The organism is Planococcus sp. VCh962, assembly GCF_057748275.1.
This window is the reverse complement of record NZ_JBYLHS010000001.1, coordinates 1,341,378-1,365,659: the sequence shown is the minus strand read 5'-3', so window position 1 is coordinate 1,365,659 and position 24,282 is coordinate 1,341,378. Positions and strand designations below refer to the sequence as shown.

The 24,282-nt window shown below is 43.8% G+C and carries 20 protein-coding genes and 1 pseudogene; 18 read left to right on the top strand and 3 right to left on the bottom strand.

The window, feature by feature from the left end; genetic code table 11:
• Nucleotides 1-23 precede the first annotated feature (23 nt).
• The 4 genes from AC3AQ9_RS06890 (at nt 24) to AC3AQ9_RS06875 (ending at nt 4,075) form a co-directional block, all read left to right on the top strand.
• Nucleotides 24-638 (top strand): kinase, encoded by a 615-nt coding sequence (locus tag AC3AQ9_RS06890; protein ID WP_488306680.1) that lies wholly within the window; start codon nt 24-26, stop codon nt 636-638.
• Nucleotides 635-2,029, top strand: a complete 1,395-nt coding sequence (locus AC3AQ9_RS06885) for a M1 family metallopeptidase (RefSeq protein ID WP_488306679.1) — start codon at nt 635-637, stop codon at nt 2,027-2,029. Before AC3AQ9_RS06890 ends, AC3AQ9_RS06885 begins: the two co-directional genes overlap by 4 nt.
• Before the next feature lie 62 nt (nt 2,030-2,091).
• Nucleotides 2,092-2,532 (top strand): DUF4362 domain-containing protein, encoded by a 441-nt coding sequence (locus tag AC3AQ9_RS06880; RefSeq protein WP_488306678.1) that lies wholly within the window; start codon nt 2,092-2,094, stop codon nt 2,530-2,532.
• A 454-nt stretch (nt 2,533-2,986) separates the two neighbouring features.
• Nucleotides 2,987-4,075: a hypothetical protein gene (locus AC3AQ9_RS06875; RefSeq protein WP_488306677.1), complete on the top strand. Its 1,089-nt coding sequence runs from the start codon at nt 2,987-2,989 to the stop codon at nt 4,073-4,075.
• 244 nt (nt 4,076-4,319) lie between these two features.
• On the opposite strand, the pseudogene AC3AQ9_RS06870 reads toward AC3AQ9_RS06875, so the two are convergent.
• Nucleotides 4,320-4,760 (bottom strand): annotated as a pseudogene (locus tag AC3AQ9_RS06870) (universal stress protein); the annotation flags it as partial.
• Between the two features lie 310 nt (nt 4,761-5,070).
• Between AC3AQ9_RS06870 and ald the strand changes: the two are divergent.
• Entirely contained in the window at nt 5,071-6,186 is a 1,116-nt protein-coding gene (ald, locus tag AC3AQ9_RS06865) for an alanine dehydrogenase (protein WP_488306676.1), read from the top strand.
• Between the two features lie 225 nt (nt 6,187-6,411).
• Here ald and AC3AQ9_RS06860 read toward each other — a convergent pair whose 3' ends face one another.
• Nucleotides 6,412-7,509 (bottom strand): M24 family metallopeptidase, encoded by a 1,098-nt coding sequence (locus tag AC3AQ9_RS06860; RefSeq protein ID WP_488306675.1) that lies wholly within the window; start codon nt 7,507-7,509, stop codon nt 6,412-6,414.
• A gap of 91 nt (nt 7,510-7,600) precedes the next feature.
• Between AC3AQ9_RS06860 and AC3AQ9_RS06855 the strand changes: the two genes are divergently transcribed.
• On the top strand, nt 7,601-8,281 hold the full coding sequence (locus AC3AQ9_RS06855) for a metal-dependent hydrolase (RefSeq protein WP_488306674.1): 681 nt from the start codon (nt 7,601-7,603) through the stop codon (nt 8,279-8,281).
• Between the two features lie 146 nt (nt 8,282-8,427).
• Nucleotides 8,428-9,735, top strand: a complete 1,308-nt coding sequence (locus AC3AQ9_RS06850) for a DRTGG domain-containing protein (RefSeq protein ID WP_488306673.1) — start codon at nt 8,428-8,430, stop codon at nt 9,733-9,735.
• A 39-nt stretch (nt 9,736-9,774) separates the two neighbouring features.
• Here AC3AQ9_RS06850 and AC3AQ9_RS06845 read toward each other — a convergent pair whose 3' ends face one another.
• Nucleotides 9,775-10,074 (bottom strand): YtpI family protein, encoded by a 300-nt coding sequence (locus AC3AQ9_RS06845; protein WP_488306672.1) that lies wholly within the window; start codon nt 10,072-10,074, stop codon nt 9,775-9,777.
• Between the two features lie 94 nt (nt 10,075-10,168).
• Between AC3AQ9_RS06845 and AC3AQ9_RS06840 the strand changes: the two genes are divergently transcribed.
• The 11 genes from AC3AQ9_RS06840 to mdh all read left to right on the top strand — a co-directional run bounded on the left by AC3AQ9_RS06840 (nt 10,169) and on the right by mdh (nt 24,217).
• Nucleotides 10,169-11,107 (top strand): DHH family phosphoesterase, encoded by a 939-nt coding sequence (locus AC3AQ9_RS06840; protein ID WP_488306671.1) that lies wholly within the window; start codon nt 10,169-10,171, stop codon nt 11,105-11,107.
• 22 nt (nt 11,108-11,129) lie between these two features.
• Nucleotides 11,130-14,183: a DNA polymerase III subunit alpha gene (dnaE, locus tag AC3AQ9_RS06835; RefSeq protein WP_488306843.1), complete on the top strand. Its 3,054-nt coding sequence runs from the start codon at nt 11,130-11,132 to the stop codon at nt 14,181-14,183.
• 236 nt (nt 14,184-14,419) lie between these two features.
• Entirely contained in the window at nt 14,420-15,073 is a 654-nt protein-coding gene (locus tag AC3AQ9_RS06830; RefSeq protein ID WP_488306670.1) for a FadR/GntR family transcriptional regulator, read from the top strand.
• Complete coding sequence (accD, locus tag AC3AQ9_RS06825; RefSeq protein WP_488306669.1) at nt 15,057-15,929, top strand: acetyl-CoA carboxylase, carboxyltransferase subunit beta; 873 nt, start codon at nt 15,057-15,059, stop codon at nt 15,927-15,929. The genes AC3AQ9_RS06830 and accD overlap by 17 nt, the downstream gene beginning before the upstream one ends.
• A complete protein-coding gene (gene accA, locus AC3AQ9_RS06820; protein ID WP_488306668.1) occupies nt 15,922-16,893 on the top strand; it encodes an acetyl-CoA carboxylase carboxyl transferase subunit alpha in 972 nt (323 codons plus the stop codon). Before accD ends, accA begins: the two co-directional genes overlap by 8 nt.
• Before the next feature lie 139 nt (nt 16,894-17,032).
• On the top strand, nt 17,033-17,992 hold the full coding sequence (pfkA, locus tag AC3AQ9_RS06815) for a 6-phosphofructokinase (protein ID WP_488306667.1): 960 nt from the start codon (nt 17,033-17,035) through the stop codon (nt 17,990-17,992).
• Between the two features lie 22 nt (nt 17,993-18,014).
• Nucleotides 18,015-19,775 (top strand): pyruvate kinase, encoded by a 1,761-nt coding sequence (gene pyk, locus AC3AQ9_RS06810; RefSeq protein ID WP_488306666.1) that lies wholly within the window; start codon nt 18,015-18,017, stop codon nt 19,773-19,775.
• Nucleotides 19,776-19,802: 27 nt separating this feature from the next.
• Nucleotides 19,803-20,186: an FxsA family protein gene (locus tag AC3AQ9_RS06805; protein ID WP_488306665.1), complete on the top strand. Its 384-nt coding sequence runs from the start codon at nt 19,803-19,805 to the stop codon at nt 20,184-20,186.
• 185 nt (nt 20,187-20,371) lie between these two features.
• On the top strand, nt 20,372-21,487 hold the full coding sequence (gene citZ / locus AC3AQ9_RS06800) for a citrate synthase (RefSeq protein ID WP_488306664.1): 1,116 nt from the start codon (nt 20,372-20,374) through the stop codon (nt 21,485-21,487).
• Between the two features lie 300 nt (nt 21,488-21,787).
• Entirely contained in the window at nt 21,788-23,056 is a 1,269-nt protein-coding gene (gene icd, locus AC3AQ9_RS06795) for an NADP-dependent isocitrate dehydrogenase (RefSeq protein WP_488306663.1), read from the top strand.
• Nucleotides 23,057-23,278: 222 nt separating this feature from the next.
• Entirely contained in the window at nt 23,279-24,217 is a 939-nt protein-coding gene (mdh, locus tag AC3AQ9_RS06790; protein ID WP_488306662.1) for a malate dehydrogenase, read from the top strand.
• Nucleotides 24,218-24,282 lie beyond the last annotated feature (65 nt).

Here is a 24,282-nt window from a genome sequence, read left to right as displayed (position 1 = left end):
AAAGGTTTGAGCGGAAGGTGAAAATGGAATTTAGCAATTTTATCAAAAATATTCCTGTAGCAGAGTTTTCAGGAAGAACGATTATTGGAATTGATGGACTAAGCCGTTCAGGAAAAACCACTTTCGCCGGCCAATGGGAAAAGTATTTAATAAATGAAGGTGTGGCGGTTCATCTGTTCCACATCGACGACTTTATTGTAGAACGAAAACGGCGCTACGGCACAGGATTGGAAGAGTGGCAGGAATATTACTTTCTGCAATGGGAAGCTGAACACTTGGCTGATTATTTCTTCGCCAAATTAAAAACCGCTGATTTATTGAAGTTATGGTTTTACGATGCTGAACAGGATAGCCAGCGGGTAAAAACCATTGAACTTCCGAAAGAGGGGGTCATTTTGATTGAAGGTGTATTTTTGCAGCGGAAAGAATGGCGTCCTTTTATTGATCATGTGGTGTATTTGGATTGTTCAGCAGAAGACCGGTTCTTTCGGGAACCCCTAAATCTAAAAAATCATACCGATTTATTGAAGCGGCGCTATTGGAAAGCGGAAGCGTATTACGAAGAAACAGTAAAGCCCGCAATACAAGCTGACTGGGTGCTTGAAAATGCCACCAGCAAGATAGGAGATTCTATATGAACAGCAAGGCATCAGGCAAACGGAAGATATGGATTTTACTGGCGGTGGCTGCTGCTGCGATTTTAGTCGGAGCTCTTTTTATTTTTATGTCGCGCGACAGCAATGAAAAAGGTTCAACTGAAATGGGGGCGAGTGCTGACTATAAAATAGAGCTGGAAATGGATGAGCAGAACCGTTTTCAAATCAGCACCGAAATAGAAGTTTTAAATGAGTCAGAAGATGCTTTTGAAAATCTCGGATTTTATCTTGTGCCAAATGCCATAAATTCAGATGATCTTTCAGCGCTAGCACAGGAACCAGCAGAAATAACCGTCAATTCAGTCAAACAAGGGGATAAAGAACTGGCCTATGAATTAGACAATAATGAGCTAATGATTGAATTGGAAAACGCTTTAGAGCCGGGGAGCAGCAGTCGAGTTGAGATAGATTATGTACTGAAGCTTCCGAGAAACGGTATGCGTTTGTCCCAAGACGGGGATAATTACTTTTTAGCTCAGTGGTATCCGATGCTGGCTCAATACGATAATGGGTGGGATATTCAAGATTTTGATATGAATGGTGAATCGTATCATACAGGATTTGGCAATTTCGAAGTGAATTATACAATGCCTAAGAATTACCTGGTTGCGAGTTCAGCCACCGAAGGAAATATCGAGCCTAGTTCCGCGGGCACTATAAAAGGCGAACGCATCAAAGATTTTTATTTGTCTTTTTTGAATACGGAAGAATGGCTGTATGAATCGGTTCAAGCAAACGACACAGTACTGCGGCTGTTTATGCCGATGGACCAAGACTTTCTCGATGAAAATATAGCCAAGGCAAAAGCGGCTTATACTTTCTTTGAAGAAAATATCGGTGACAATCCGTTCCCGGAACTTGATATCATCGCGAATGACGGTTATATGGAATATCCGAACGCCATAGAGGTGGCCAAAACTCGGGATGCTCTTGATGAAGTATTAGTTCATGAAATTGCCCATCAATGGTTTTATTATATTGTTGGCAATGATCCTTACGAAGATGCTTGGCTAGATGAAAGCCTGACTGAATTTGCGGCATCCATTTTTTTAGCAGATTACTATAATGATGAACAGTACGGCTTTAGTTCAGCAGAAAACTCTGCTGCTTACTACCGAACCGCAAATTATGCGAATTTGCCACTGGAAAAGTTCAGTGAAGGGACATATGTTTCAACGGTATACGGGGAAGCGCCTTTATTGCTCCGGGATTTCTTCAAAGAACGGGGAGGACAGGAAGAAGCGCTGAAATTTCTTTCCGCTTATTATCAGGAGTTTCAATTCAAATATGTCAGCAGCCCGGTTTTCAAAGATTTTTTCATAGATCATTACGGTGAAGAACAGAGAGATTTTTTAGACAGTTGGCTCAAATAAAGTTGGATGGACTGTAATTTTTATGGGGCATTGCCGTCTAATTGAAAAAGAAGGTGCTGACGATGGAAAAGCTGAAGAAAATGTTGCTGATGGGCTTGGTATTAGGAATTGCCGGCTGCCAAAGCTCTGCTGACGAGCCAGAAGCTCCGGATACAAAGGGGAATGTATTATACGGAAGAGATCAAATCTTTGACCGGCACGGAGAAATCGAAAACATGGACCGGTTTGAAGTATTTTTATCAAATGTAAGCCAGCAGCAAGAAGATGCTGTCCGAATTGTTCATTACACTATTGAAGGCGATCCGATTTATCAAAATCTTAGCTTCCAGCAAGGAATTATTCAGTACGTCTATGACTCCACCAAAGATACGTATGGTTCTGGGGAAGTCACAGAAATGGCTTGTGCTTCCATAAAAAAAGAAGAGCAGACAGAATTTACTGATTATGTCCTGGCTGAGTGCGATTCAAATATAAATCCGGTCATATTGAGTATTGAAAAATAAATTAAGTCCAGCAGTGCTTCTATATTGGAAGCACTATTTTTAATTAATCAATACAGCTTTGTTTATATTCACTTGCTATACAAGCTTATTGCCCTGTCCTCTTCTCAATACGTTGTTACAGTGTATGCATAGAAAAATAAATTTATATGAATCGGATAAAAATTTATGATTTAGAGATGCGGTCTTATATACTGTAAGAAAATCACTTGCTACTTAATGAAAAGATTGCCCGCCCATTAACCGTTTTATTAATGGATATGGCGTAATTGCAAGTTAGCTCGGGAAGGGTACAGGAAAGTTTGTTTTGAGCGATTAAGTGAATATGGATAATTGAACACCGCATAGGGTGTCCATGTGCCTATTAAGTGGCCCAGGCAAGAAGAATTTATCTGAAAAGACAAAAGGAAACCAATCTTTCAACGTTTTAAGAGATGAAAGAAAACGGAGGCCCTATATGAAAACGACATTAAAGTTTTTCACTTTATTTTTAATTTTGATCGCAATGTCAATCTTAAGCTATTTATTGATTTTCAATCAAGGGTTGCTCGGGGGTCTAATGATAGCCGCGGTGTTTCTTTTCCTATGCATTGTCGTGTTAATAATGAGTGTTTATGGGTTTATGACAAATCGCTTGGAATTTATGAGCTTTCGCAGCATAAGTGAATACACGGGCTTAATGATTTTTTCCATTTCATTGGCTATTGTAGTGGGGCTAGTTGCCATCGCTAATTCTTATGTTGAATATACGATGGGAGACAACAGTTTAACATATGGAGAAAAAACGCGTCTTTTTGCCAGTACGATTTTTCAAGTTCCATCCCAAAAAGAATTAAACAAGACCGAGAAAAATGGAGTGACTTATTTTTATTCAAAGGAAACTGAACAGCAAGTTGAAAAAATTGATAAATTGCTGCAAGAAAAAGAAGAGTTGTTCGATTATTATTTCGGTATTGAAGATGACGAAGGATTGACCATTGAATTCCATGAAAATTTTGAATCGCTGGAAGCGAATGCGGGCATGGAGGGGATCGCAGGCTACTACAGTACAGGTAACCGGACAATCCATTTAGTTCCGGAAGATATCATGTGGAAATTGATTCTTCTGCATGAATACACCCATTATCAAAGTCATTTGTTTTCTGAAGAAAATCATTTGCCGATAAATCGGATTCCCATATGGTTTGAAGAAGGGCTGGCTGATTTTATAGCTGAAGACAATAGTTATTGGTATGACCTGAAAAAGATAAAAGTAATTGATTTTCACGACTTGGATTCAGCTGTAGAATTTGAAAGAGCCGCTTCGGGTAATTTCGATCCCTATGCCCAAAGCTTCTTAGCGATTCAGGCATTGGTTAAGGATCACGGTACGGAATTTATTCCGGAGATTTTAGCGTCTAGGACCACCAGTGAATTTTATGGAAATCTTCAAGAGCTGACGGGCATGGAGCTTGAGGAGTTTCAAAGGAGTTTTTTGAAGGACCTGAAAAAAGAACAGCAATCTGGAAATGACAAGTTAGATCAAGCCTATCATGCAATAAAGTAGGAGCTTGCAATCTGCAGAGAATTAAAAGTATATAAAAGTGAGAAAGCCACAATTTGCTAATGCAGCAAATTGTGGCTTTCACTTTATTTTCGATGTCTTACCGTCTCCCAATATCTTTTCCTACTTCTGAACCCGAACCTCTTTGCATTAATGTCTTATCACCCACTATGTGTTCAGAATTTCGGTCAGAGCCGCTTTCATCGCTTGTTCTGTATGAATCGGTGTCGTTGTTGTCGTTGTCCACTTCTTCTGTGCGTACGACCAGCACGTCACATTTTGCCGAGCGCACAATATGTTCGGAAACACTGCCGATCAGGAAGCGTTCAACTGTATTCAAGCCCGTCGCTCCACAAATGATCAGATCTGCATTTACCTTTTTAGCCAATTCACGGGAAATCATTGATTTCGGAGATCCATAATCCACGATAGTATTGACACTTTCAACTCCTGCCGCATGCGCTTCTTTTTTATAGCCGCCGAGTAAATCTTCAGCAAATCTTTGGGCCCTGTCAGCAATGGAGCGATCGTAAGCTTCAATAGCGGCAAAAGAACGAGTGTCAATGATGTTTACCAAATTAAGTGTGGCATGGTTCCGTTTGGCAATGCCCACCGATTTTTTGAAAGCCCATTCCGCTTCTTTCGAACCGTCTACTGCTACTAGGATCTGTGAATACTTCAATGTCATTTTGCATTCCTCCTTGTCTATAGCTATACTCTTCGATAAATTGCTGAAAGTTCCTTCTTTTCTCATGAACTTTTGCAAATGTCTGTCTTTTATAGACAGATTTATTATATTTATATAGCAGAAAATAATATTTCTTTATATCAAATACTGAATATCTATAAGCCGAAAATTAATAATTAAATGAAAAAAACGACTAATTATAAAAAATACGAGCCAAAACCTGAAATATCTGATAGAATGGATTTGCTTTGCATATTTCAAGTTTTTCTTAAATTACTATTCTAGAGAACACAAATTGGAGGGTTTTGTAATGCGTATTGGGGTACCAACAGAAGTTAAAAACAATGAAAACCGTGTGGCGATGACACCGGCTGGCGTAGTCAACTTATCTCTCTTTGGCCATGAAGTGGTTATTCAATCGGGAGCAGGACTTGGCTCAGGCTTTACAGACGAAGATTATAAAACAGCTGGAGCTCAAATCGTAGAAACTGCGGAAGAAGCATGGGCACAGGAAATGATCATGAAAGTAAAAGAACCGGTTGCTTCAGAGTACGGTTATTTCCGTGAAGGCATGATTCTCTTTACATATCTTCATTTGGCTCCAGAGCCAGAATTGACAAAAGCGATGCTCGATTCTAAAGTAATCGGAATTGCTTATGAAACAGTTCAGCTTCCAAACAACACATTGCCATTATTGACTCCGATGAGTGAAGTGGCAGGCAAAATGTCAACTCAAATCGGCGCTCAATTCCTTGAGAAGATTCACGGCGGCGGCGGAATTCTGCTTGGAGGCATTCCAGGAGTTTCACGCGGTAAAGTAACGGTTGTTGGCGGCGGTGTTGCTGGAACGAATGCAGCGAAAGTTGCTGTGGGCATGGGAGCAAGCGTTACCATCCTTGACTTGAACCCGGATCGCCTTCGCCAGCTTGACGACTTGTTCGGCGGAGATGTTCAAACATTGATCTCAAATCCATTGAATATTGCTGATTCTGTAAAAGAAGCAGACCTAGTTGTTGGAGCTGTATTGATTCCAGGTGCGAAAGCTCCGAAATTAGTGACTGAAGACATGATCAAATCAATGAAACCGGGTTCTGTTGTAGTTGATATCGCAATCGACCAAGGCGGAATTTTCGAAACAAGCGATCGCATCACGACTCACGACAACCCGACTTATGTAAAACATGATGTTGTCCATTATGCGGTTGCGAATATGCCAGGAGCAGTTCCACGGACTTCCACAATGGGTCTGACAAACGTAACGGTTCCTTATGCGGTGCAAATCGCTAACAAAGGCTTCGAAAAAGCTGTGCTTGAAAACGAAGCATTGAAAAAAGGCGTCAACACATTCCAAGGTTATGTAACTTATAAAGCGGTTGCAGAAGACCAAGGCGTCGAATACAAATCAGTCGACGAATTGTTGGCATAAGAAATACAAAAAGCAGTTCCGCATTTTTGCGGAACTGCTTTTTAATTTGTTTAAAAAGTTTGAAAGTCTTTTTAATGTATTCTATTTGTGATGAGTAATTGCAGGAGCAAAGGATGAGCTGAAGCCGTTCCCGCGGCAAGTGTTCGCCCTGGAGCGAAATGACTTCTATAAATTTACCTACGTCTCAAGAAAAGGCAGTTCCGTTTTTGGCGGAACTGCCTTTTCTTAGTTATTTATGATCTGAAGTTCTTTTGGATACTTCGTCAATACTTCGACGCCGTTTTCAGTCACAGCGACATCATCTTCGATGCGGACACCGACTTTTCCTGGTACATAAACGCCTGGCTCAATCGTAAAGACCATTCCGGCTTCCATGGCCATATTATTGGAACCATGAAGAGACGGAAATTCGTGGACAGAAATGCCAAGGCCATGGCCTAAACGGTGAGTGAAAAATTCTCCATAGCCAGCGTCTTCAATCACTTGACGGGAAGTCTGATCCAGTTCAGCTGCCGTAACACCTGGTTTGACAGCATTGACCGCAGCAAGCTCAGCCTGCAGGACTACATCATAAACCTTTCTCTGTTCTTCATTAGGCTCACCGAATGCCAAGGTCCGGGTGATATCTGAACAATACCCTTTATGGACAACACCGAGATCGAATAACACTAAATCGCCTTTCTGGATTTTGCGGTCGCCGGTTTTGCCATGCGGTGATGCCGCTTTCGGTCCACTGAGGACAGTAGTATCAAACGACATATGGGTGACGCCGCGTTTTTTTAGCGCCAACTCGATTTCAGTCATTACTTCGATTTCCGTGATGCCTTTACGCAGGGTTCTGGCTCCGATTTCAATTGCGTAGTCAGCCAATTCAGCAGCTTCTCTCAAAATTTGAAGCTCGGATTCGTCTTTGATGACCCGCATGGCATTGATTTTATCGTCTAAAGCGATAAATTCCGGATTGCCGAATAATCGATTCAACGCTTCGTACCGGTCAACTGTCATATGTGATTTTTCAATTGCAACTCTGCGGATAGTTTCCGTTCGCTCAGAAGCGGTGCGGTGCAAAACTGCCATAGCATCTTCAGTATCAACATGGCCGACAATGTCACCGGTCCAGCCGGCGCTTTTGGCATCTGGAATTTCCATCTGCGGACAGATCAAAAACGGTTCCGCATTTTTTAGCACCATAACTCCAAGAAGGCGTTCGTGCGGGTCACTTTTAAATCCGCTTGTGTAAAACACATTGTCCGGATTTGTAACGAACGCCGCGTCGATATCGAATTCGTTTAAATAATTTTGCAGTTGCTTGATTTTGTTCATATGTATTCCTCCTTCTTTATATGTGTAGCATATCAAAAATCAGGGTATAATACTGCTTGAAATGATTGCCAATAAATTCAGGAGGGATTTCATGCAAATTTCTTATCATGGACATTCTGTTGTGAAAATCAAAACAGGAGGCACGACTATCCTGATCGATCCGTTCATTAACGGCAACAGCTTGACAGATCTGAACGTAATCGATGAAAAGCCAGATGCCATACTACTGACACATGCCCACAATGACCATGTCGGCGATACGGTGGAGCTTGCAAAAAGCAATGACGCGCAAGTTGTCGCACCAGTTGAACTGGCGAATTACCTGGCAACCCATGGAGTGAATACGGTTGGGATGAACCTCGGGGGTTCTCACGATTTTGATTTTGGAACGGTCAAGTATACTAAGGCGTTTCATAGTTCATCGTATTCAACCACTGAAGGAGAAGTCATTTATGGTGGCATGCCGGCTGGAATTCTCTTTAAAGCGGAAGGCAAAACAATTTATCATGCAGGGGACACGGAAGTGTTCGGTGACATGGCAATAATCGGGGAACGCAATAGCATTGATGTGGCGTTTTTGCCGATCGGTGATTTTTTCACGATGGGACCGGAAGATGCTGCCTATGCTGTAGAATTGTTGAAGCCCAAAACCGTTGTGCCAATTCATTACAATACTTTCCCGCCAATCAAACAGGATCCGGAGCAATTCAGGGCAATGGTAAAAAATGCAGAAGTGAACATTATGCAAGTAGGCGGAATAATCGACCTATGAACGGCCATCCGGAGAACTCGTTTCTCCGGATTTTTTTCGGCTCAAAAAATTATTCTTGGAGGTATTCTTGCCATATCGACTTCTTCGTTTTTCTAGGGAATATGATACACTAAAGGGAAGAGGAAGCAGAAAGAAAAGGTGAGTTTATGGCAACGAAACATGAACAGATTTTGGAATACATCGAGACGCTGCCGGTTGGGGAGAAAATTTCGGTAAGACGGATTGCGAAAGAACTGCAGGTCAGTGAAGGGACGGCATACCGAGCGATCAAAGAAGCGGAAACGCAGCGCCTTGTTTCGACGATTGAGCGGGTCGGCACAATTCGGATCGAGCGCAAGAAGAAAGAGAATATTGAACGTCTGACGTATGCAGAAATCGTCAATATCGTAGATGGTCAGGTGCTGGGCGGGCGGGCAGGACTTCATAAGTCATTGACGAAATTTGTCATCGGTGCGATGCAGCTTGAAGATATGATGCGCTATACGGAAGCGGGAAATCTGCTGATTGTCGGAAATCGCCTTAAAGCACATGAATATGCCTTGAGGGCAGGTGCGGCTGTTCTCGTAACAGGCGGATTTGATGCCACGGATGCTGTAAAGCGATTAGCGGATGAATACGAACTGCCTGTCATTTCAACTAGCTATGATACATTCACGGTTGCTACGATGATCAATCGCGCAATATATGATCAGCTGATCAAAAAAGAGATCCTGCTGATTGAGGATATTTTGATCCCTTTGGAAAATACTTATTTACTTTTTGAGAAAGATCCCATTAGCCGCTATCGTAAACTGAACAAAGAAACTACACATGGCGGCTTTCCGGTAATTGATCAAAACGGCAAATTGGTTGGAATCATTACATCCCGGGATATTATTGGCCATACCGATGAAGAGACCATTGAAAAAGTGATGACAAGAGATCCAATTACTGTCTCGCTTCAAACCAGTGTGGCTTCAGCCGGCCACCGGATGATTTGGGAAGGCATTGATTTAATGCCGGTTACCGATGATCATGGAAAACTGAAAGGGGTCATCAGCCGCCAGGATGTTCTAAAAGCCATTCAAACTGCCCAGCGCCAGCCGCAGCAAGGCGAAACAATTGATGACATTATCAAAAGCCAGCTGCGTCTTCAGCAATCGGAAAAATTGGTAATGGAATTCCGTGTAACTCCTCAAATGACGAATTCCTATGGTTCGGTTTCATATGGCGCCTATACGACGATTTTAGTGGAAGCGGCGACAGCAGCGCTTAAAACAAAAAACCGAAGAGACAGCGCGTTAGAAAATATGTCCGTTTATTATTTGCATCCAGTACAACTGGACTCCACCTTAATTGTAAAACCGGTGATTTTGCACATCAGCCGAAAATCCGCCAAAGTGGACGTAGAGGTGTTGTTTGACAATAAGATTGTCGGAAAGGCGCTGCTGACATTCCAATTGCTGGACAGATGATCCATAAAGCAAAAAAAATCTCCCCGCTAGGAGAGATTTTTACTGATTCAACCGAGTTTCTTCTGCCACAAACTTGTGATAATGCTTAGCTGCTTTGTAATTGGAAACCATCATGGCTACTCCAAGAATGATAAAGACGGCAGAAACAATATAGGTCACAGCCGATTGGTTGACGAAAAGTATATTGACGCCAAAGAAGAAAATGAAGCTGCCCAGTGAAAAAGAAGCAACCGCTGCATACCATTTCTTGCGAATTGGTAGAGTTGCACGGAATTGTTTTGTTTTATAATAAAAATAAAAAACAAATGATACAATGATTAAACCAACAAATACTAACATTAGGGACCTCCTGTATTCCAGAACTCAACTCTATTGTACTGAGAAACGGATAAAAATGCGAATGGATTTCCTTAGATAACGGAGGAACTTGGACATGAACAGTCAAATCATCGACACAATTAAACAGTACGAGACAATCGTCATCCATCGCCATGTGCGGCCAGATCCTGATGCATACGGCTCACAGCTCGGCTTGAAATACCTGCTTCAGCATAATTACCCGGAGAAACGGATTTTAGCAGCAGGAGAACATGACTATACGCTGGATTTCATGGATTTTCCGGATGCGGTTCAAGACAGTGATTTTGACGGCGCCCTTGTGATTGTCACTGACACAGCAAACACAGAACGCGTAGACGATCAGCGCTATGCTTTAGGCTCAAAAATCATTAAAATCGACCACCATCCGAATGACGATGCCTATGGTGATATTTTATTGGTGGATACCAATGCCAGTTCCGCCTCGGAATTGGTGTATGAATTATATACATATGGACAAGAACAAGAAAACTGGCAAATGCCGGATACTGCAGCTCGCTTGTTATACGCAGGCATCATCGGAGATACCGGCCGTTTCCTGTTTCCAAGTACGACACAAAAAACCTTCGAAGTTGCCGGTGAATTGATCAAATACAATTTTGACCGCAATGAGCTGCATAAAGGCATGTACGAAATGGACCGCAATCTGCTTCATCTGCAAGGTTACATCTATCAGAACTTTGTGATGGACGACAGCGGAGCCGCTTATGTCAAAATCACCTTGGATGTGCTAAAGGAATTTGGCGTAACCGCTACTGAAACGTCGTTGCTGGTTGGTTCACTCGGTAACGTCAAAGGATTGAAGGCATGGGTGATCTTTATTGAAGAAGAAACGGAAATTCGTATACGCCTTCGTTCAAAAGGGCCAATCATCAATGAATTAGCTAAAGAATTTGGAGGCGGCGGCCATCCAATGGCATCCGGGGCAACTGCCTATTCGTGGGAAGAAGCGGACCGCGTCATTAATCGGCTGATTGAAATTTGTGCATCATAAAAAAGGAGGAATTGTCTTGTCAATGGTTTATCCGCATATAAGCACATCGGCTGATTTGCTGAAAAGCACGGTGCGCCTTGACGAACTTTTCCCTTTTCTCGTCGAACAAGGGACAGCAGCTGCGGCCATCGTCAATACAAAACTATACGGCGTTCTTCCTTTTTGGGAAGCGTGCCATAAGGCCGGCATCCACGGGGTGGTCGGCCTTTCCACGTTCATCGAATTCGAAGGACAGCAGTATCCGGTTGTGCTGTATGCGCAGACGAATACCGGCTATAAAAACTTATTAAAAATAACGAGCGCTTTATCGACCCGGGATAAAACCGCTCTTCCGGAATCCTGGCTAAAAGCTTATCGCAATGGCTTGATTTGTGCGATTCCGAATAAAAACGAATGGATTATGGCAAAACGTATTGAAGTTTTCAGTTATTTAAAAAGCGTTTTCGGCGAACGTTGCTTTGGCAGCATTGAACGGCCAGGCGGAGAAAAAATAGCGGAAGAAGACAGCTTTGCAGCTGTGTGCGGGCAATTGGAGCTGCCGATTATGGCAACGCAGGAAAGCCGCTATTTGCAGGAAGCGGATGCCTTTGCATTTGAAGTTGCTTCCGCTATTGGCCAAGGCCTTAAAATGAGTGATGCAGAGCGGAAACGACCTGCACATACAAAAGCATATGTCCCAACAGCAGAAGAATTCGCTGCCTGGTTCGCATCCAATCCGGAGTGGTTGGAAGAAACCAAGAAAATGCTGGCAAGCTGCCAAGTGGCGATTCCGATGAATCAGCAATTGCTGCCAGTATTTCCTTTAGCTGAGGGTACTGACCGCCGTGCTTATATTTTGGAACTTTGCCAAAAAGGATTGGCTGATCGGGTTCCAGGATACAGTGAAGCCTATACGGAACGCCTTCAATATGAATTATCCGTAATTGGCAATATGGGCTATATAGATTATTTCCTGATTGTTTCGGATTTCATGAAATTCGCCCGGGACAATGGCATTTTGACGGGGCCGGGGCGGGGTTCATCTGCAAGTTCGCTGGTGGCATTTTCACTGCATATCACCGATGTTGATCCGTTGGAACATGGACTGCTGTTTGAACGTTTTTTGAATCCCGAACGGGTTACGCTGCCGGATATTGACATCGATTTCGCGGATCATCGACGGCATGAAGTGGTGGAATACGTAGCGAAGAAATATGGCGATGTCCGCACCGCTCAAATTATCACTTTCGGGACGCTGTCAGCGAAAGCGGTCGCCCGGGATACTGCCCGTGTTTTTGGTTTTGAAGCAGAAGAACTGGATGCTATCTCTAAGATGATACCGAATCGGATTGGGACAACGTTAAGGTCAGCGCTAAAAGAATCTCCTGCATTAAATGAATGGATTATCGCACAAGAAGAGCGCAAGCTATGGTTTAAGACGGCTCTGAAACTCGAAGGCTTGCCGCGCCATGCATCGACTCACGCAGCTGGCGTGATTTTGAGCCCGACACCGCTTGTTGACCATGTGCCGATTGAAAAAGGCAGTGAAGGCATCTACATCACACAATGGCCAATGGGAGAGCTGGAGGCGGTTGGCTTATTAAAAATGGACTTTTTAGGGTTGCGGAATCTGACCATACTTGAACAAATTCGCAGGCTCGTGCATATGGATACGAAAAAATGGATCGATTACAGCATTCCTTTAGAGGACAGCGAAACCTATGCGCTACTTGCAGCTTCGGATACTACGGGAATCTTCCAATTGGAGTCTGATGGCATGCGGCGGGCACTTCAACAAATCCGCCCGACAGCATTCGGCGATATCGTAGCAGTCAATGCGCTGTTCCGGCCAGGCCCAATGGAATTTATCCCGCTTTATGCAAAACGGAAGCATAAGCAGGAACAGGTCGATTATGTCCACCCTATACTTGAACCGATTTTAAGTGAGACCTACGGAGTCATTGTGTACCAAGAGCAAATTATGCAGATTGCCGCTAAAATGGCGGGCTTTTCATTAGGGGAAGCGGATTTGCTGAGACGGGCTGTCAGCAAAAAGAAACGTGAAATTCTTGATGAGGAGCGGCTGCATTTTACCCGTGGCGCAGTGGCGAAAGGTTTCACTGAAGCTGCCGCCACAGAAGTCTATAACTTGATTGTTCGTTTTGCTGATTATGGCTTTCCGAAAAGCCATGCTGTTGCCTACAGCATGATTTCTTATCAGCTGGCTTTCATGAAAACCCATTATGCCGTCTATTTCTACGCGGCTATATTGGCTAATAGCGCAGGGAACGCTGAAAAAACACAGCAATTGCTGCAGGAAATCAAAGAAAAGAAAATCGGTCTGCTGCCGCCTTCTGTCCAAAGAAGTTTTTATTCATTTTCAGTGGAAGAAGGCAGGATCCGAATAGGATTGAACACGGTTAAAGGCGTGCCGGGAAGCGTCGTCAAAGCGCTGCTGGAAGCAAGAAAGGAAGGGCCTTTCACCAGCATGTTTGATATTGCTGAGCGCATTTCTGCCATTCATTTTACCCGCAAGGCTTTCGAACCGCTCATTAAGGCAGGGGCATTGGATGACTTTGGGTTGGACCGGGCAGTGCTGCTCGCTTCCTTGGATAGCGCTATTAAACACGCGGAATTGGTTAAACCGAACGAAGAACCCGGCTTATTTGACGATTTGGGTTCGAGTTTTATGAAACCCAAATATGCAAAAGCTTCCCCGATTCCAGAGAATATGAAACTGGATTTTGAAAAGGAAGTCCTTGGCTTTTATTTATCGACACACCCTATTGCCAGAGAAAAAGAAAATCGGGCTAAAATCTATGCGGAATTAAAAGGTTTGAAAAACAGGCGGGACCGGGAGCAAGTCGCTGTTCTTGGAATGGTGGAAGAAATCAAACGGATCCGGACGAAAAAAGGCGATGCCATGGCATTCGTCAATTTGCAGGACGATACCGGTTTGGCTTCTGTCACGCTATTTCCAAAAGAATATGCAAAATACAATGCACTGCTGGAACAGCATGCTGTACTTGAAGTGCAAGGAATCATTGAAAACCGCAATCATAAACTTTCGCTCATCTGCAAAACGATTGAAACGTAATGCTGTCAGTTGAAAAAAAGACATTGCAAACCATTCGAAAATGGTTTGCAATGTCTTTTTATTTCCGGCTAGAGCGAAATGTAATATGAAATCCGCCAAGTCGCAGTAATTAACTATATTTCCTGTTTTTTTACAAAGAAAAGCAGTTTTTTCTTTACGGCAGCTGAAAAGTTTTGTATCCTAAACATTATGAGTGGCCAGACCACTTTCAAATTAATGGAAACCGAGGGGCGATCATGAATCAACCAAAGCGATATTTAGATATAGTCAAAGATATTCGTGATATGATTCGGCGGGAAAAAATCCGGCCGGGCGACCGCATTCCATCTGAAAGAGAATTGGCTGAAACAATGCAAGTCGGAAGATCCACACTTCGGGAAGCGCTGCGCAGTCTGGAACTGCTGGGCCTGATTGAAACCCGGAGAGGAGAAGGCACATTTTTGGCTGACCATAGAAACCATCAGCTTGTCGAGGTTTTATCCACATTCATACTACAGGACAACCAATCACAAAAAGATGTTTGGGAAACAAGGCTCATGCATGAGGCTGCGGCAATTCGTTTGATTTGCCAAAATGATTCGCTGAGCGGGCTCCTCGTATGGGATAGCTTTAAAAAAAGACTGAACGATGATGATGGTTTTATACGAGAAGACTTCGTTCGGGAAGTAATGGTATTGTCCGGAAATCGATTATCTTTAAAAATATGGTTTTTATTGCAGCAATATAGCGGTAATCCTTATGCAGACGCTGTCACTGAGCCGGAAAAAGATTTGATTATGCCGATATTGAATGCGCTCGAACAGCGAGACACAGAGTTAGCTGTCCAGTCTTTTAAAGCATGGAGTGGATGGATACAAAAGGGGAGAATGCAAAATGGCGATGATTCGTGAAATTTTCAAACGGAACAAAGACAAAAAAGAAGCGACAATTCCAACAAAGAAATCGAAAGATGTACCAGAAGGATTAATGACAAAATGTCCTTCCTGCAAACATATAACGTTAACGAAAGAGTTGACCAAGCTCAATAAGGTTTGCCCGAAATGTGATTATCACTTTAAAATGACTGCTTATGAACGGGTTGAAAGTTTGTTGGATGAAGAATCTTTTACATCAATAGACGATCACTTGAAAACAGAAAATCCTTTAGGATTTCCCGGGTATTCTGAAAAAATCAAGTCTGACAGTGAAAAGACCGGATTGAATGAAGCGGTACTGACAGGTTCTGGATTGCTTAAAGGCCAGAAAGTGATGGTTGCGATTATGGACTCTCATTTCCGTATGGGATCAATGGGATCTGTAGTGGGAGAAAAAATCACCCGAGCTATTGAAGCGGCAACCAAACAGCGCTTGCCGTTTATCATCTTTACAGCAAGCGGCGGTGCCCGCATGCAAGAAGGGGTACTATCCTTGATGCAGATGGCTAAAACGAGCGTTGCATTAAAACGTCACAGCAATGAAGGATTGCTGTTCATTTCGGTTCTCACCCATCCAACTACAGGCGGGGTTTCAGCCAGTTTCGCTTCGGTAGGCGATATTAATATCGCTGAGCCGAAAGCATTGATCGGCTTTGCGGGGCGCCGGGTAATCGAACAGACTGTCCGGGAGAAATTGCCTGAAAACTTCCAGACAGCAGAGTTTTTGCTGGAGCATGGCCAGCTGGATGCCGTAGTGCACCGTGAGAATATGCAAGATACATTAGCGACACTTGTGCAATTGCACGTTAAGGAGGCAGAAAAAAATGCCTAAAAATAATGCGGCACCGAAAACATTAGGTTTTGAAGAACCGTTGATTCAATTGCGCCAGAAAATTGATGAACTGAAAGACTATACAAAAACGGCAGAAGTTGATTTAAGCTCAGAAATCCAAAGCTTGGAAGAGCGTTTATCGAAGCTGGAAAATGATATTTATGAAAATATGAAACCGTGGGATCGAGTACAAGTGGCCCGCCATCCTGAACGTCCGACAACGCTTGACTATATTCCGTTCTTATTTGAAGATTTTATTGAGCTTCATGGTGACCGGCTTTATGGCGACGATGAAGCGATCGTTGGGGGAATCGCTTCTTTCAACGGCCAGCCAGTCACAGTAATCGGCCATCAGCGGGGGAAAAGCACAAAAGAAAATATACGCCGCAATTTCGGGATGCCTCATCCGGAAGGATACAGAAAAGCGTTGCGCTTAATGAAACAGGCAGAAAAATTTGGACGGCCGATTATTTGCTTGATTGATACAAAAGGCGCTTATCCGGGGAAAGCTGCCGAAGAGCGGGGACAAAGCGAAGCGATTGCCCGCAACCTGGTCGAGATGGCAGGTCTAGAAGTTCCCGTTCTATCCATTGTCATAGGAGAAGGCGGAAGCGGCGGTGCATTGGCTCTGGGAGTCGGTAATCATATTTTGATGCTTGAGAATTCAACTTTCTCGGTTATTTCCCCAGAAGGTGCTGCATCAATCTTATGGAAAGATTCCGCGCTTGCCCAGACAGCAGCAGAAGCGATGAAAATTACGGCACCGGATTTGCTGGAGATGAAAATTATCGAGCGGATGATACCGGAAGTCCGTGGAGGAGCCCATCATGACTATGAAAAGCAAGCCCGTTTCATCGGCGAAGCGATCAAACAATCATTGGATGAGCTGAATGAGTTATCCGGGCAGCAGTTGATTGATCAACGTTATGAAAAATTCAAATCTATCGGTATTTTCAGTGAATAAAGAAACCGCCTAGGCGGTTTTTTTTATTCACTTCTGCCATTACAAAATCTTAATGGAAGAATCATGTTTTCAAGACTGACAGGTGGGAATCCACATGGTATGGTGAAAAGAGTAAATGGAATTGCAGGAGGCGATAGTTATGAAACGAATCGGAGTATTAACAAGCGGTGGAGATTCCCCGGGAATGAACGCGGCTATCCGGGCGGTAGTGCGTAAAGGGATTTTTCATGGTGTAGAAGTATCCGGTGTGTATTCTGGTTATCAAGGATTGATTGAAGGCAGAATAAAAAATATGGAAGCTGGCGATGTAGGCGATATAATCCAGCGGGGCGGAACGAAATTATTCTCTGCACGGTGCGAAGAGTTCAAAACTGAAGCAGGGCAGTTAAAAGCGATTGAGCAGATGAAAAAGAACGGTTTGGATGGCCTGGTTGTCATCGGTGGGGACGGTTCGTACCAAGGAGCAATGGCCTTGACCAAAAGAGGCTTCCCTTGTGTTGGTGTTCCGGGAACGATCGACAATGACATTCCAGGAACAGATTATACGATCGGTTTTGATACCGCATTAAACACGGTGATTGAAGCAATTGATAAAATCCGGGACACGGCGACAAGCCATGAGCGTACATTTATTATAGAAGTAATGGGACGTGATGCTGGAGACTTGGCACTTTGGGCAGGACTGGCAGGCGGAGCGGAAACCATATTGATTCCGGAAGATACGTTCGATCTGGATGATATGATCGACCGGCTGGAAAAAGGCAGAAAGCGCGGCAAGAAGCACAGTATCATTATTGTTGCTGAAGGGGTCATGAATGGCAACGAACTGGCTGCATTGATAGAAGAACGTGCAAAAATCGAAACACGGGTTTCCGTGCTAGGCCATATTCAGCGCGGGGGTTCACCAACGGCGCGTGACCGGGTTCTGGGAAGTCTATTTGGGGCCCGTGCTGTAGAAGTGCTGCTAGAAGGATTAGGCGGCCGCGCTATTGGCATGAGAAATCATCAAGTGGTAGACTATGATATGACCAAAGCTTTTACTGAAAAGCATGACACGGATATGAGTTTATATACCCTATCCAAAGAACTATCAATTTAAAATGCCAAATGGAGTGAGTATATTGAGAAAAACAAAAATCGTCTGTACAATCGGACCAGCAAGTGAAACACCAGAACTTCTAGAATCTTTAATTGAAGCCGGCATGAACGTTGCCCGCTTGAACTTCTCGCACGGCAGCCATGAAGAGCATGCGGCGCGCATTCAGCGCATCCGTGAAGCTTCGGAAAAAACCGGGAAGATTGTCGGGATTCTATTGGATACAAAAGGGCCTGAAATCCGGACGCATAATATGGAAAACAACGGCATTGATTTAGTGACAGGGCAAGCAATTGCGATTTCAATGACTGAAGTAGTGGGAACAAATGAAAAATTTTCCATCTCATATGACCATTTGATTGAAGATGTAAATGAAGGCTCCATCATCTTGCTTGATGACGGCTTGATTGAATTGCGTGTGACCAGCATCGATAAAGAAAATGGCTTGATTCACACAGCCGTTGAAAATGCGGGGACTTTAAAAAGTAAAAAAGGCGTGAACGTACCAGGCGTTTCGGTGCAATTGCCAGGAATCACAGAAAAAGATGCACAGGATATTCTATTTGGCATTGAACAGGGCGTAGACTTTATCGCAGCTTCTTTTGTCAGAAGATCTTCTGATGTCATGGAAATCCGTGAGTTGCTGGAGAATAACAATGGCTCCCATATTCATATCATTCCAAAAATCGAGAACCAGGAAGGTGTCGACAATATTGACGAAATCCTCATGGTTTCAGATGGCTTGATGGTAGCGCGCGGTGACTTAGGTGTAGAAATCCCAGCTGAAGTAGTGCCTATCGTTCAAAAATCTCTAATCGAAAAATGCAATAGTGCTGGTAAACCGGTAATTACCGCTACCCAAATGCTTGACTCCATGCAGCGCAATCCACGTCCAACACGAGCAGAAGCAAGTGACGTGGCAAACGCGATTTTTGATGGCACGGATGCAATCATGTTGTCTGGTGAAACGGCGGCCGGACTTTATCCAGTAGAATCCGTCGAAACGATGCACCGAATTGCGATGACCACTGAAGATGCATTGAATTATAAGCAGATCGTTTCGACGCGCAGAAAAGAAAAAGAGTCGAATATGACAGAAGCGATTGGTCAAGCTGTCGCTTATACCGCCTTGAATCTTAAAGTGAAAGCGATTATTGCTCCTACTGAAAGCGGCCATACTGCAAGAATGATTTCCAAATACCGTCCAGGTGCAATGATTATCGCAGTTACTTCTTCCGATATTCCATCTAGAAACTTGACGCTGGTCTGGGGAGTTCAGCCGATTGTCGGAACAAAAGTTGAATCTACGGATGAATTGCTTGAAAATGCGGTAGATGAAAGCTTGAAACATCATTATGTGAAGCATGGCGATTTAGTCGTGATCACTGCGGGGGTTCCAGTCGGACAGGCAGGAACAACCAACCTGATGAAAGTCCATATCATTGGAGACAGCATCGCCAAAGGCCAGGGAATCGGTAAGTCTGTGGCTTACGGAAACACGCTCGTTATCAGAAGTGCCGAAGAAGCTGCCGGTATTGATACGGAAGGTAAAATCATTGTCACAATCGGAACCGATCGCGATATGATGCCTGCTATCCAAAATTGCGCCGGAATTATAACAGAAGAAGGCGGTTTGACAAGCCATGCAGCTGTAGTGGGCCTAAGTCTTGGCATCCCGGTAATCGTAGGCGTGACCAATGCTACATCTTTCATTCAAAATAACTACGATATTACAATCGATGCTGAAACCGGCATTATTTATCACGGCCATGCCAGTGTTCTGTAACAATATATTAGGAGGTCTTCCTGAACAATGAAATGGCTTTTCTTAGCGCTGATCCTTGTACCGACGCTTGAATTGGCTCTGCTTATATGGGCCGGAGGAAAAATTGGCTTTTTTGCAACACTCGCCATTATTGTGGGAACCGGGTTGCTCGGCGCTTATTTAGCGAAAAAGCAAGGGTTGAAAGCGATCCGAGATGTCCAGGAAAGTTTCAGTCGATTTCAATCTCCTGGAGACCATTTGCTGAATGCAGCATTTGTTTTAGTTGGAGGCGTTCTGCTTCTGACTCCAGGCTTTATTTCAGATATCGCAGGTTTGACTATGCTGTTCAAGCCTACTCAAAAACTATACAAACCATTGGTATATAAACTTATTCAAAATAATATGAAGAACACTCGGGTTATCGTCCGGTAATTCCGAGTGTTTTTATCTCTTTTTAGGAAAAATATATAAAAACAAGCGTTTTCATTCACAAAGCCTTCAAAATTGATTATAATGGCTAGGTAAGGGATTTGGTTCAGGTTCACAAAAGCAAGAAAACCCATCATTCGGGCTTTTTTTTTGGAATGGTGAATTATACTGGAGAAGGAGCGATTAATATGACATCGGCAAAAGGTTTAGAAGGCGTAGTAGCGACACAGTCAGCCATCAGTTCTATTATTGATGACACTCTTACATACGTTGGCTACGATATCGATGATTTGGCAGACAATGCTAGTTTTGAAGAAGTAGTTTATCTGCTTTGGCACCAGCGTTTGCCAAAAACAGATGAGTTAGCAGAATTAAAACAGCAATTAGCGGATGATATGTCAGTGCCGCAGGAAGTGCTGGATCATTTTAAAACATACCCAATTACTAAAGTTCATCCGATGGCGGCTCTTCGCACAGCAGTTTCTATGCTTGGACTGTTTGATGAAGAAGCAGAGGATATGAGCACTGAAGCGAATTACCGTAAAGCGATTCGCATCCAAGCGAAAATTTCTACACTTGTTACTGCTTTTGGCCGTATTCGTAAAGGCGAAGAACCGGTAGCACCTAAGAGCGATTTGAGCTATGCAGCAAACTTCCTTTATATGCTTTCAGGCACTATGCCTGAAGATATTGAAGTGGAAGCTTTCAATAAAGCGTTAGTGCTTCATGCAGACCATGAATTGAACGCATCAACATTTACTGCCCGCGTTGCAGTAGCTACATTGTCTGACGTATACTCAGGCGTTACAGCGGCAATCGGCGCATTAAAAGGGCCATTGCACGGTGGAGCAAACGAGCAGGTTATGAAAATGTTGACTGAAATCGACTCTGTCGACAATGTTGATTCGTTCATCAACGAAAAATTGGCGAACAAAGAAAAAATCATGGGCTTTGGACACCGCGTTTACCGCAAAGGTGACCCACGTGCGAAACACTTGCGTGATATGTCCCAAAAATTAACAAAAATCCGCAACGAAGAAAAATGGTACGAAATGTCGGTACGCATCGAAGAAATCGTAACAGGGCAAAAAAATCTTCCGCCTAACGTGGATTTCTATTCTGCTTCTGTTTACCATTCTTTGAACATCGAACATGATTTGTTTACTCCAATCTTCGCTGTATCACGCACATCCGGCTGGTTGGCGCATATTCTTGAGCAATATGCAGACAACCGTTTGATCCGCCCGCGCGCTGAATACATCGGACCTGGAATGCAAACTTACGTACCAGTAGAAGAAAGATAAGTAGAAAAGCGGAAGCGCCTGTTCAGTCCCGACAGGCTTAAGTCAGAACACCGAGACGGCGTGTTTTTTGCCGTACGGGTGGGCTGCCTTACTAGGCGCTGCAACTAGACAAGAAAAGCGGAAGCGGCCGTTCAGCTTCGACAGGCATAAGACAGACAGGCATCGTGGCGTGTTTATGCCACAGAGCTTGGTTGGCTTGTGGCCTGAGAAACTGGCCGCTGTAAAGCATCAATCAAATAAACACCATAGGGCTCGCACATCGTGCAGCCCTATGAATTTGACCACAGGAGGCTATTACAAATGACAAACGGTGAAAAAATCTCAGTCCAAAATGGCGTATTAAACGTTCCAAACCAAGCGGTAATTCCTTTCATTATCGGTGACGGAACTGGTCCTGATATCTGGAATGCAGCATCACGCGTTCTTGAAGAAGCAGTAAACAAAGCTTATAACGGTGAAAAAGCGATCGTTTGGAAAGAAGTGCTTGCTGGACAAAAAGCATTCGACGAAACAGGAGAATGGCTTCCACAAGAAACTCTTGATGTAATCAACGAATACTTGATCGCTATCAAAGGGCCTCTTACTACACCAATCGGCGGCGGTATCCGTTCATTGAACGTTGCTCTTCGCCAAGAGCTTGACCTGTACACTTGCTTGCGTCCTGTCCGTTACTTCGATGGCGTGCCTTCACCGGTAAAACGCCCTGAAGATACTGACATGGTCATCTTCCGTGAAAACACTGAAGATATCTATGCAGGTATCGAGTATGCAAACGGTTCAGACGAAGTGAAAAAGTTGCTTGCTTTCCTGCAGGACGAAATGGGCGTTAACAAAATCCGTTTCCCTGAATCATCAGGTATTGGCATCAAGCCGATTTCCGAAGAAGGAACAAAGCGTTTAGTTCGCGCTGCAATCAACTACGCATTAACTGAAGGCCGTGAGTCTGTGACTCTTGTCCACAAAGGAAATATCATGAAGTTCACTGAAGGAGCTTTCAAAAACTGGGGCTACGAAGTGGCTGAACAAGAATTTGCTGATAAAGTATTTACTTGGAACCAGTACGATGCGATTAAAGATGAGCAAGGCACTGATGCTGCAAACAAAGCACAAGAAGACGCTCTTGCTTCAGGCAAAATTCTTATCAAAGATTCAATCGCTGATATTTTCCTTCAGCAAATCCTTACACGTCCAAGCGAGTTCGACGTTGTTGCAACAATGAACTTGAACGGAGATTATATCTCTGATGCTTTGGCTGCTCAAGTAGGCGGAATTGGGATCGCACCTGGTGCGAACATCAACTACGATACTGGACATGCGATTTTCGAAGCTACTCATGGTACAGCTCCTAAATACGCTGGCCAAGACAAAGTAAACCCTTCATCTGTTATTCTTTCAGGCGTTTTAATGCTTGAGCACCTTGGATGGGGCGAAGCTGCTAAATTGATCACGAATTCAATGGAGAAAACAATTGCTTCTAAAGTTGTAACTTACGACTTTGCACGTCTAATGGACGGCGCAACAGAAGTGAAATGCTCTGAGTTCGCTGACGAATTAATTAAAAACCTATAAGATAAGAAGAGGGGGAAACCCCTCTTTTTTCATATAGATTAATAAATTTTAACTATTCAGTTTTTATTTAGTATCCAGCTCCAGCACCTAGCCCTTCGAGGTTTCCTCAGTCTTGAATCCATGGCAAAAAACGCCATGGCTTTCAAGCCCGAAAGCAGCTTGTTGGGTTTGACAGGCGCTTCCGCTTTTCTTTTTCAAAATCGAATCCAAAGGAGAGTTTTTATGACATTCAAACGTAAAAAGATTTCTGTTATCGGTTCAGGTTTTACAGGCGCGACTGCGGCATTCCTATTGGCTCAAAAAGAACTGGGTGATGTGGTGCTGGTCGATATCCCGCAAATGGAGAATCCAGCTAAAGGCAAAGCGCTTGATATGGCGGAAGCTGGCCCTGTCCAGGGGTTTGACGCCCGTGTTTCCGGTACAGCCGATTATGAGGATACGAAAGACTCTGATTTGACCATCATTACAGCCGGTATCGCCAGAAAACCGGGTATGAGCCGGGATGACCTTGTCCAAACCAATCAGAAAATCATGAAATCTGTTACGGCTGAAGTTGTAAAACATTCACCAAACACGACGATCATCGTTTTAACCAATCCGGTTGATGCGATGACTTACACTGTCTTCCAGGAATCCGGATTCCCGAAAGAGCGCGTCATTGGCCAATCAGGGGTCTTGGATTCTGCCCGATTCCGGACATTTGTGGCCGAGGAATTGAACGTTTCCGTAAAAGATGTTACGGGGTTTGTTTTAGGCGGGCACGGTGACGACATGGTGCCTTTGGTGCGCTATTCTTATGCGGGCGGAATTCCTCTGGAGACCCTTCTTCCCAAAGAACGTCTGGATGAAATCGTTGACCGTACGCGCAAAGGCGGAGCGGAAATCGTTAATTTATTAGGCACCGGTTCAGCTTATTATGCACCTGCAGCATCTTTGGTGGAAATGGCTGAAGCCATTATTAAAGACCAGCGCCGCATATTGCCATCCATCGCTTATTTAGAAGGCGAATACGGCATGGACGGCATTTATATGGGCGTGCCTACGATTCTGGGAGCCGGTGGAATCGAAAAAATCTTGGAAATTGATCTGAATGATGAAGAAAAAGCGTTATTGAACAAATCGGCTGAATCGGTCAAAGCTGTTATGAAAGTTTTAACTTAAGGAATAGCCGGTCGAGCAGGAATAATCCTGCTCGATTTTTCGGGTTTTAGGGACAGTGTGATAAG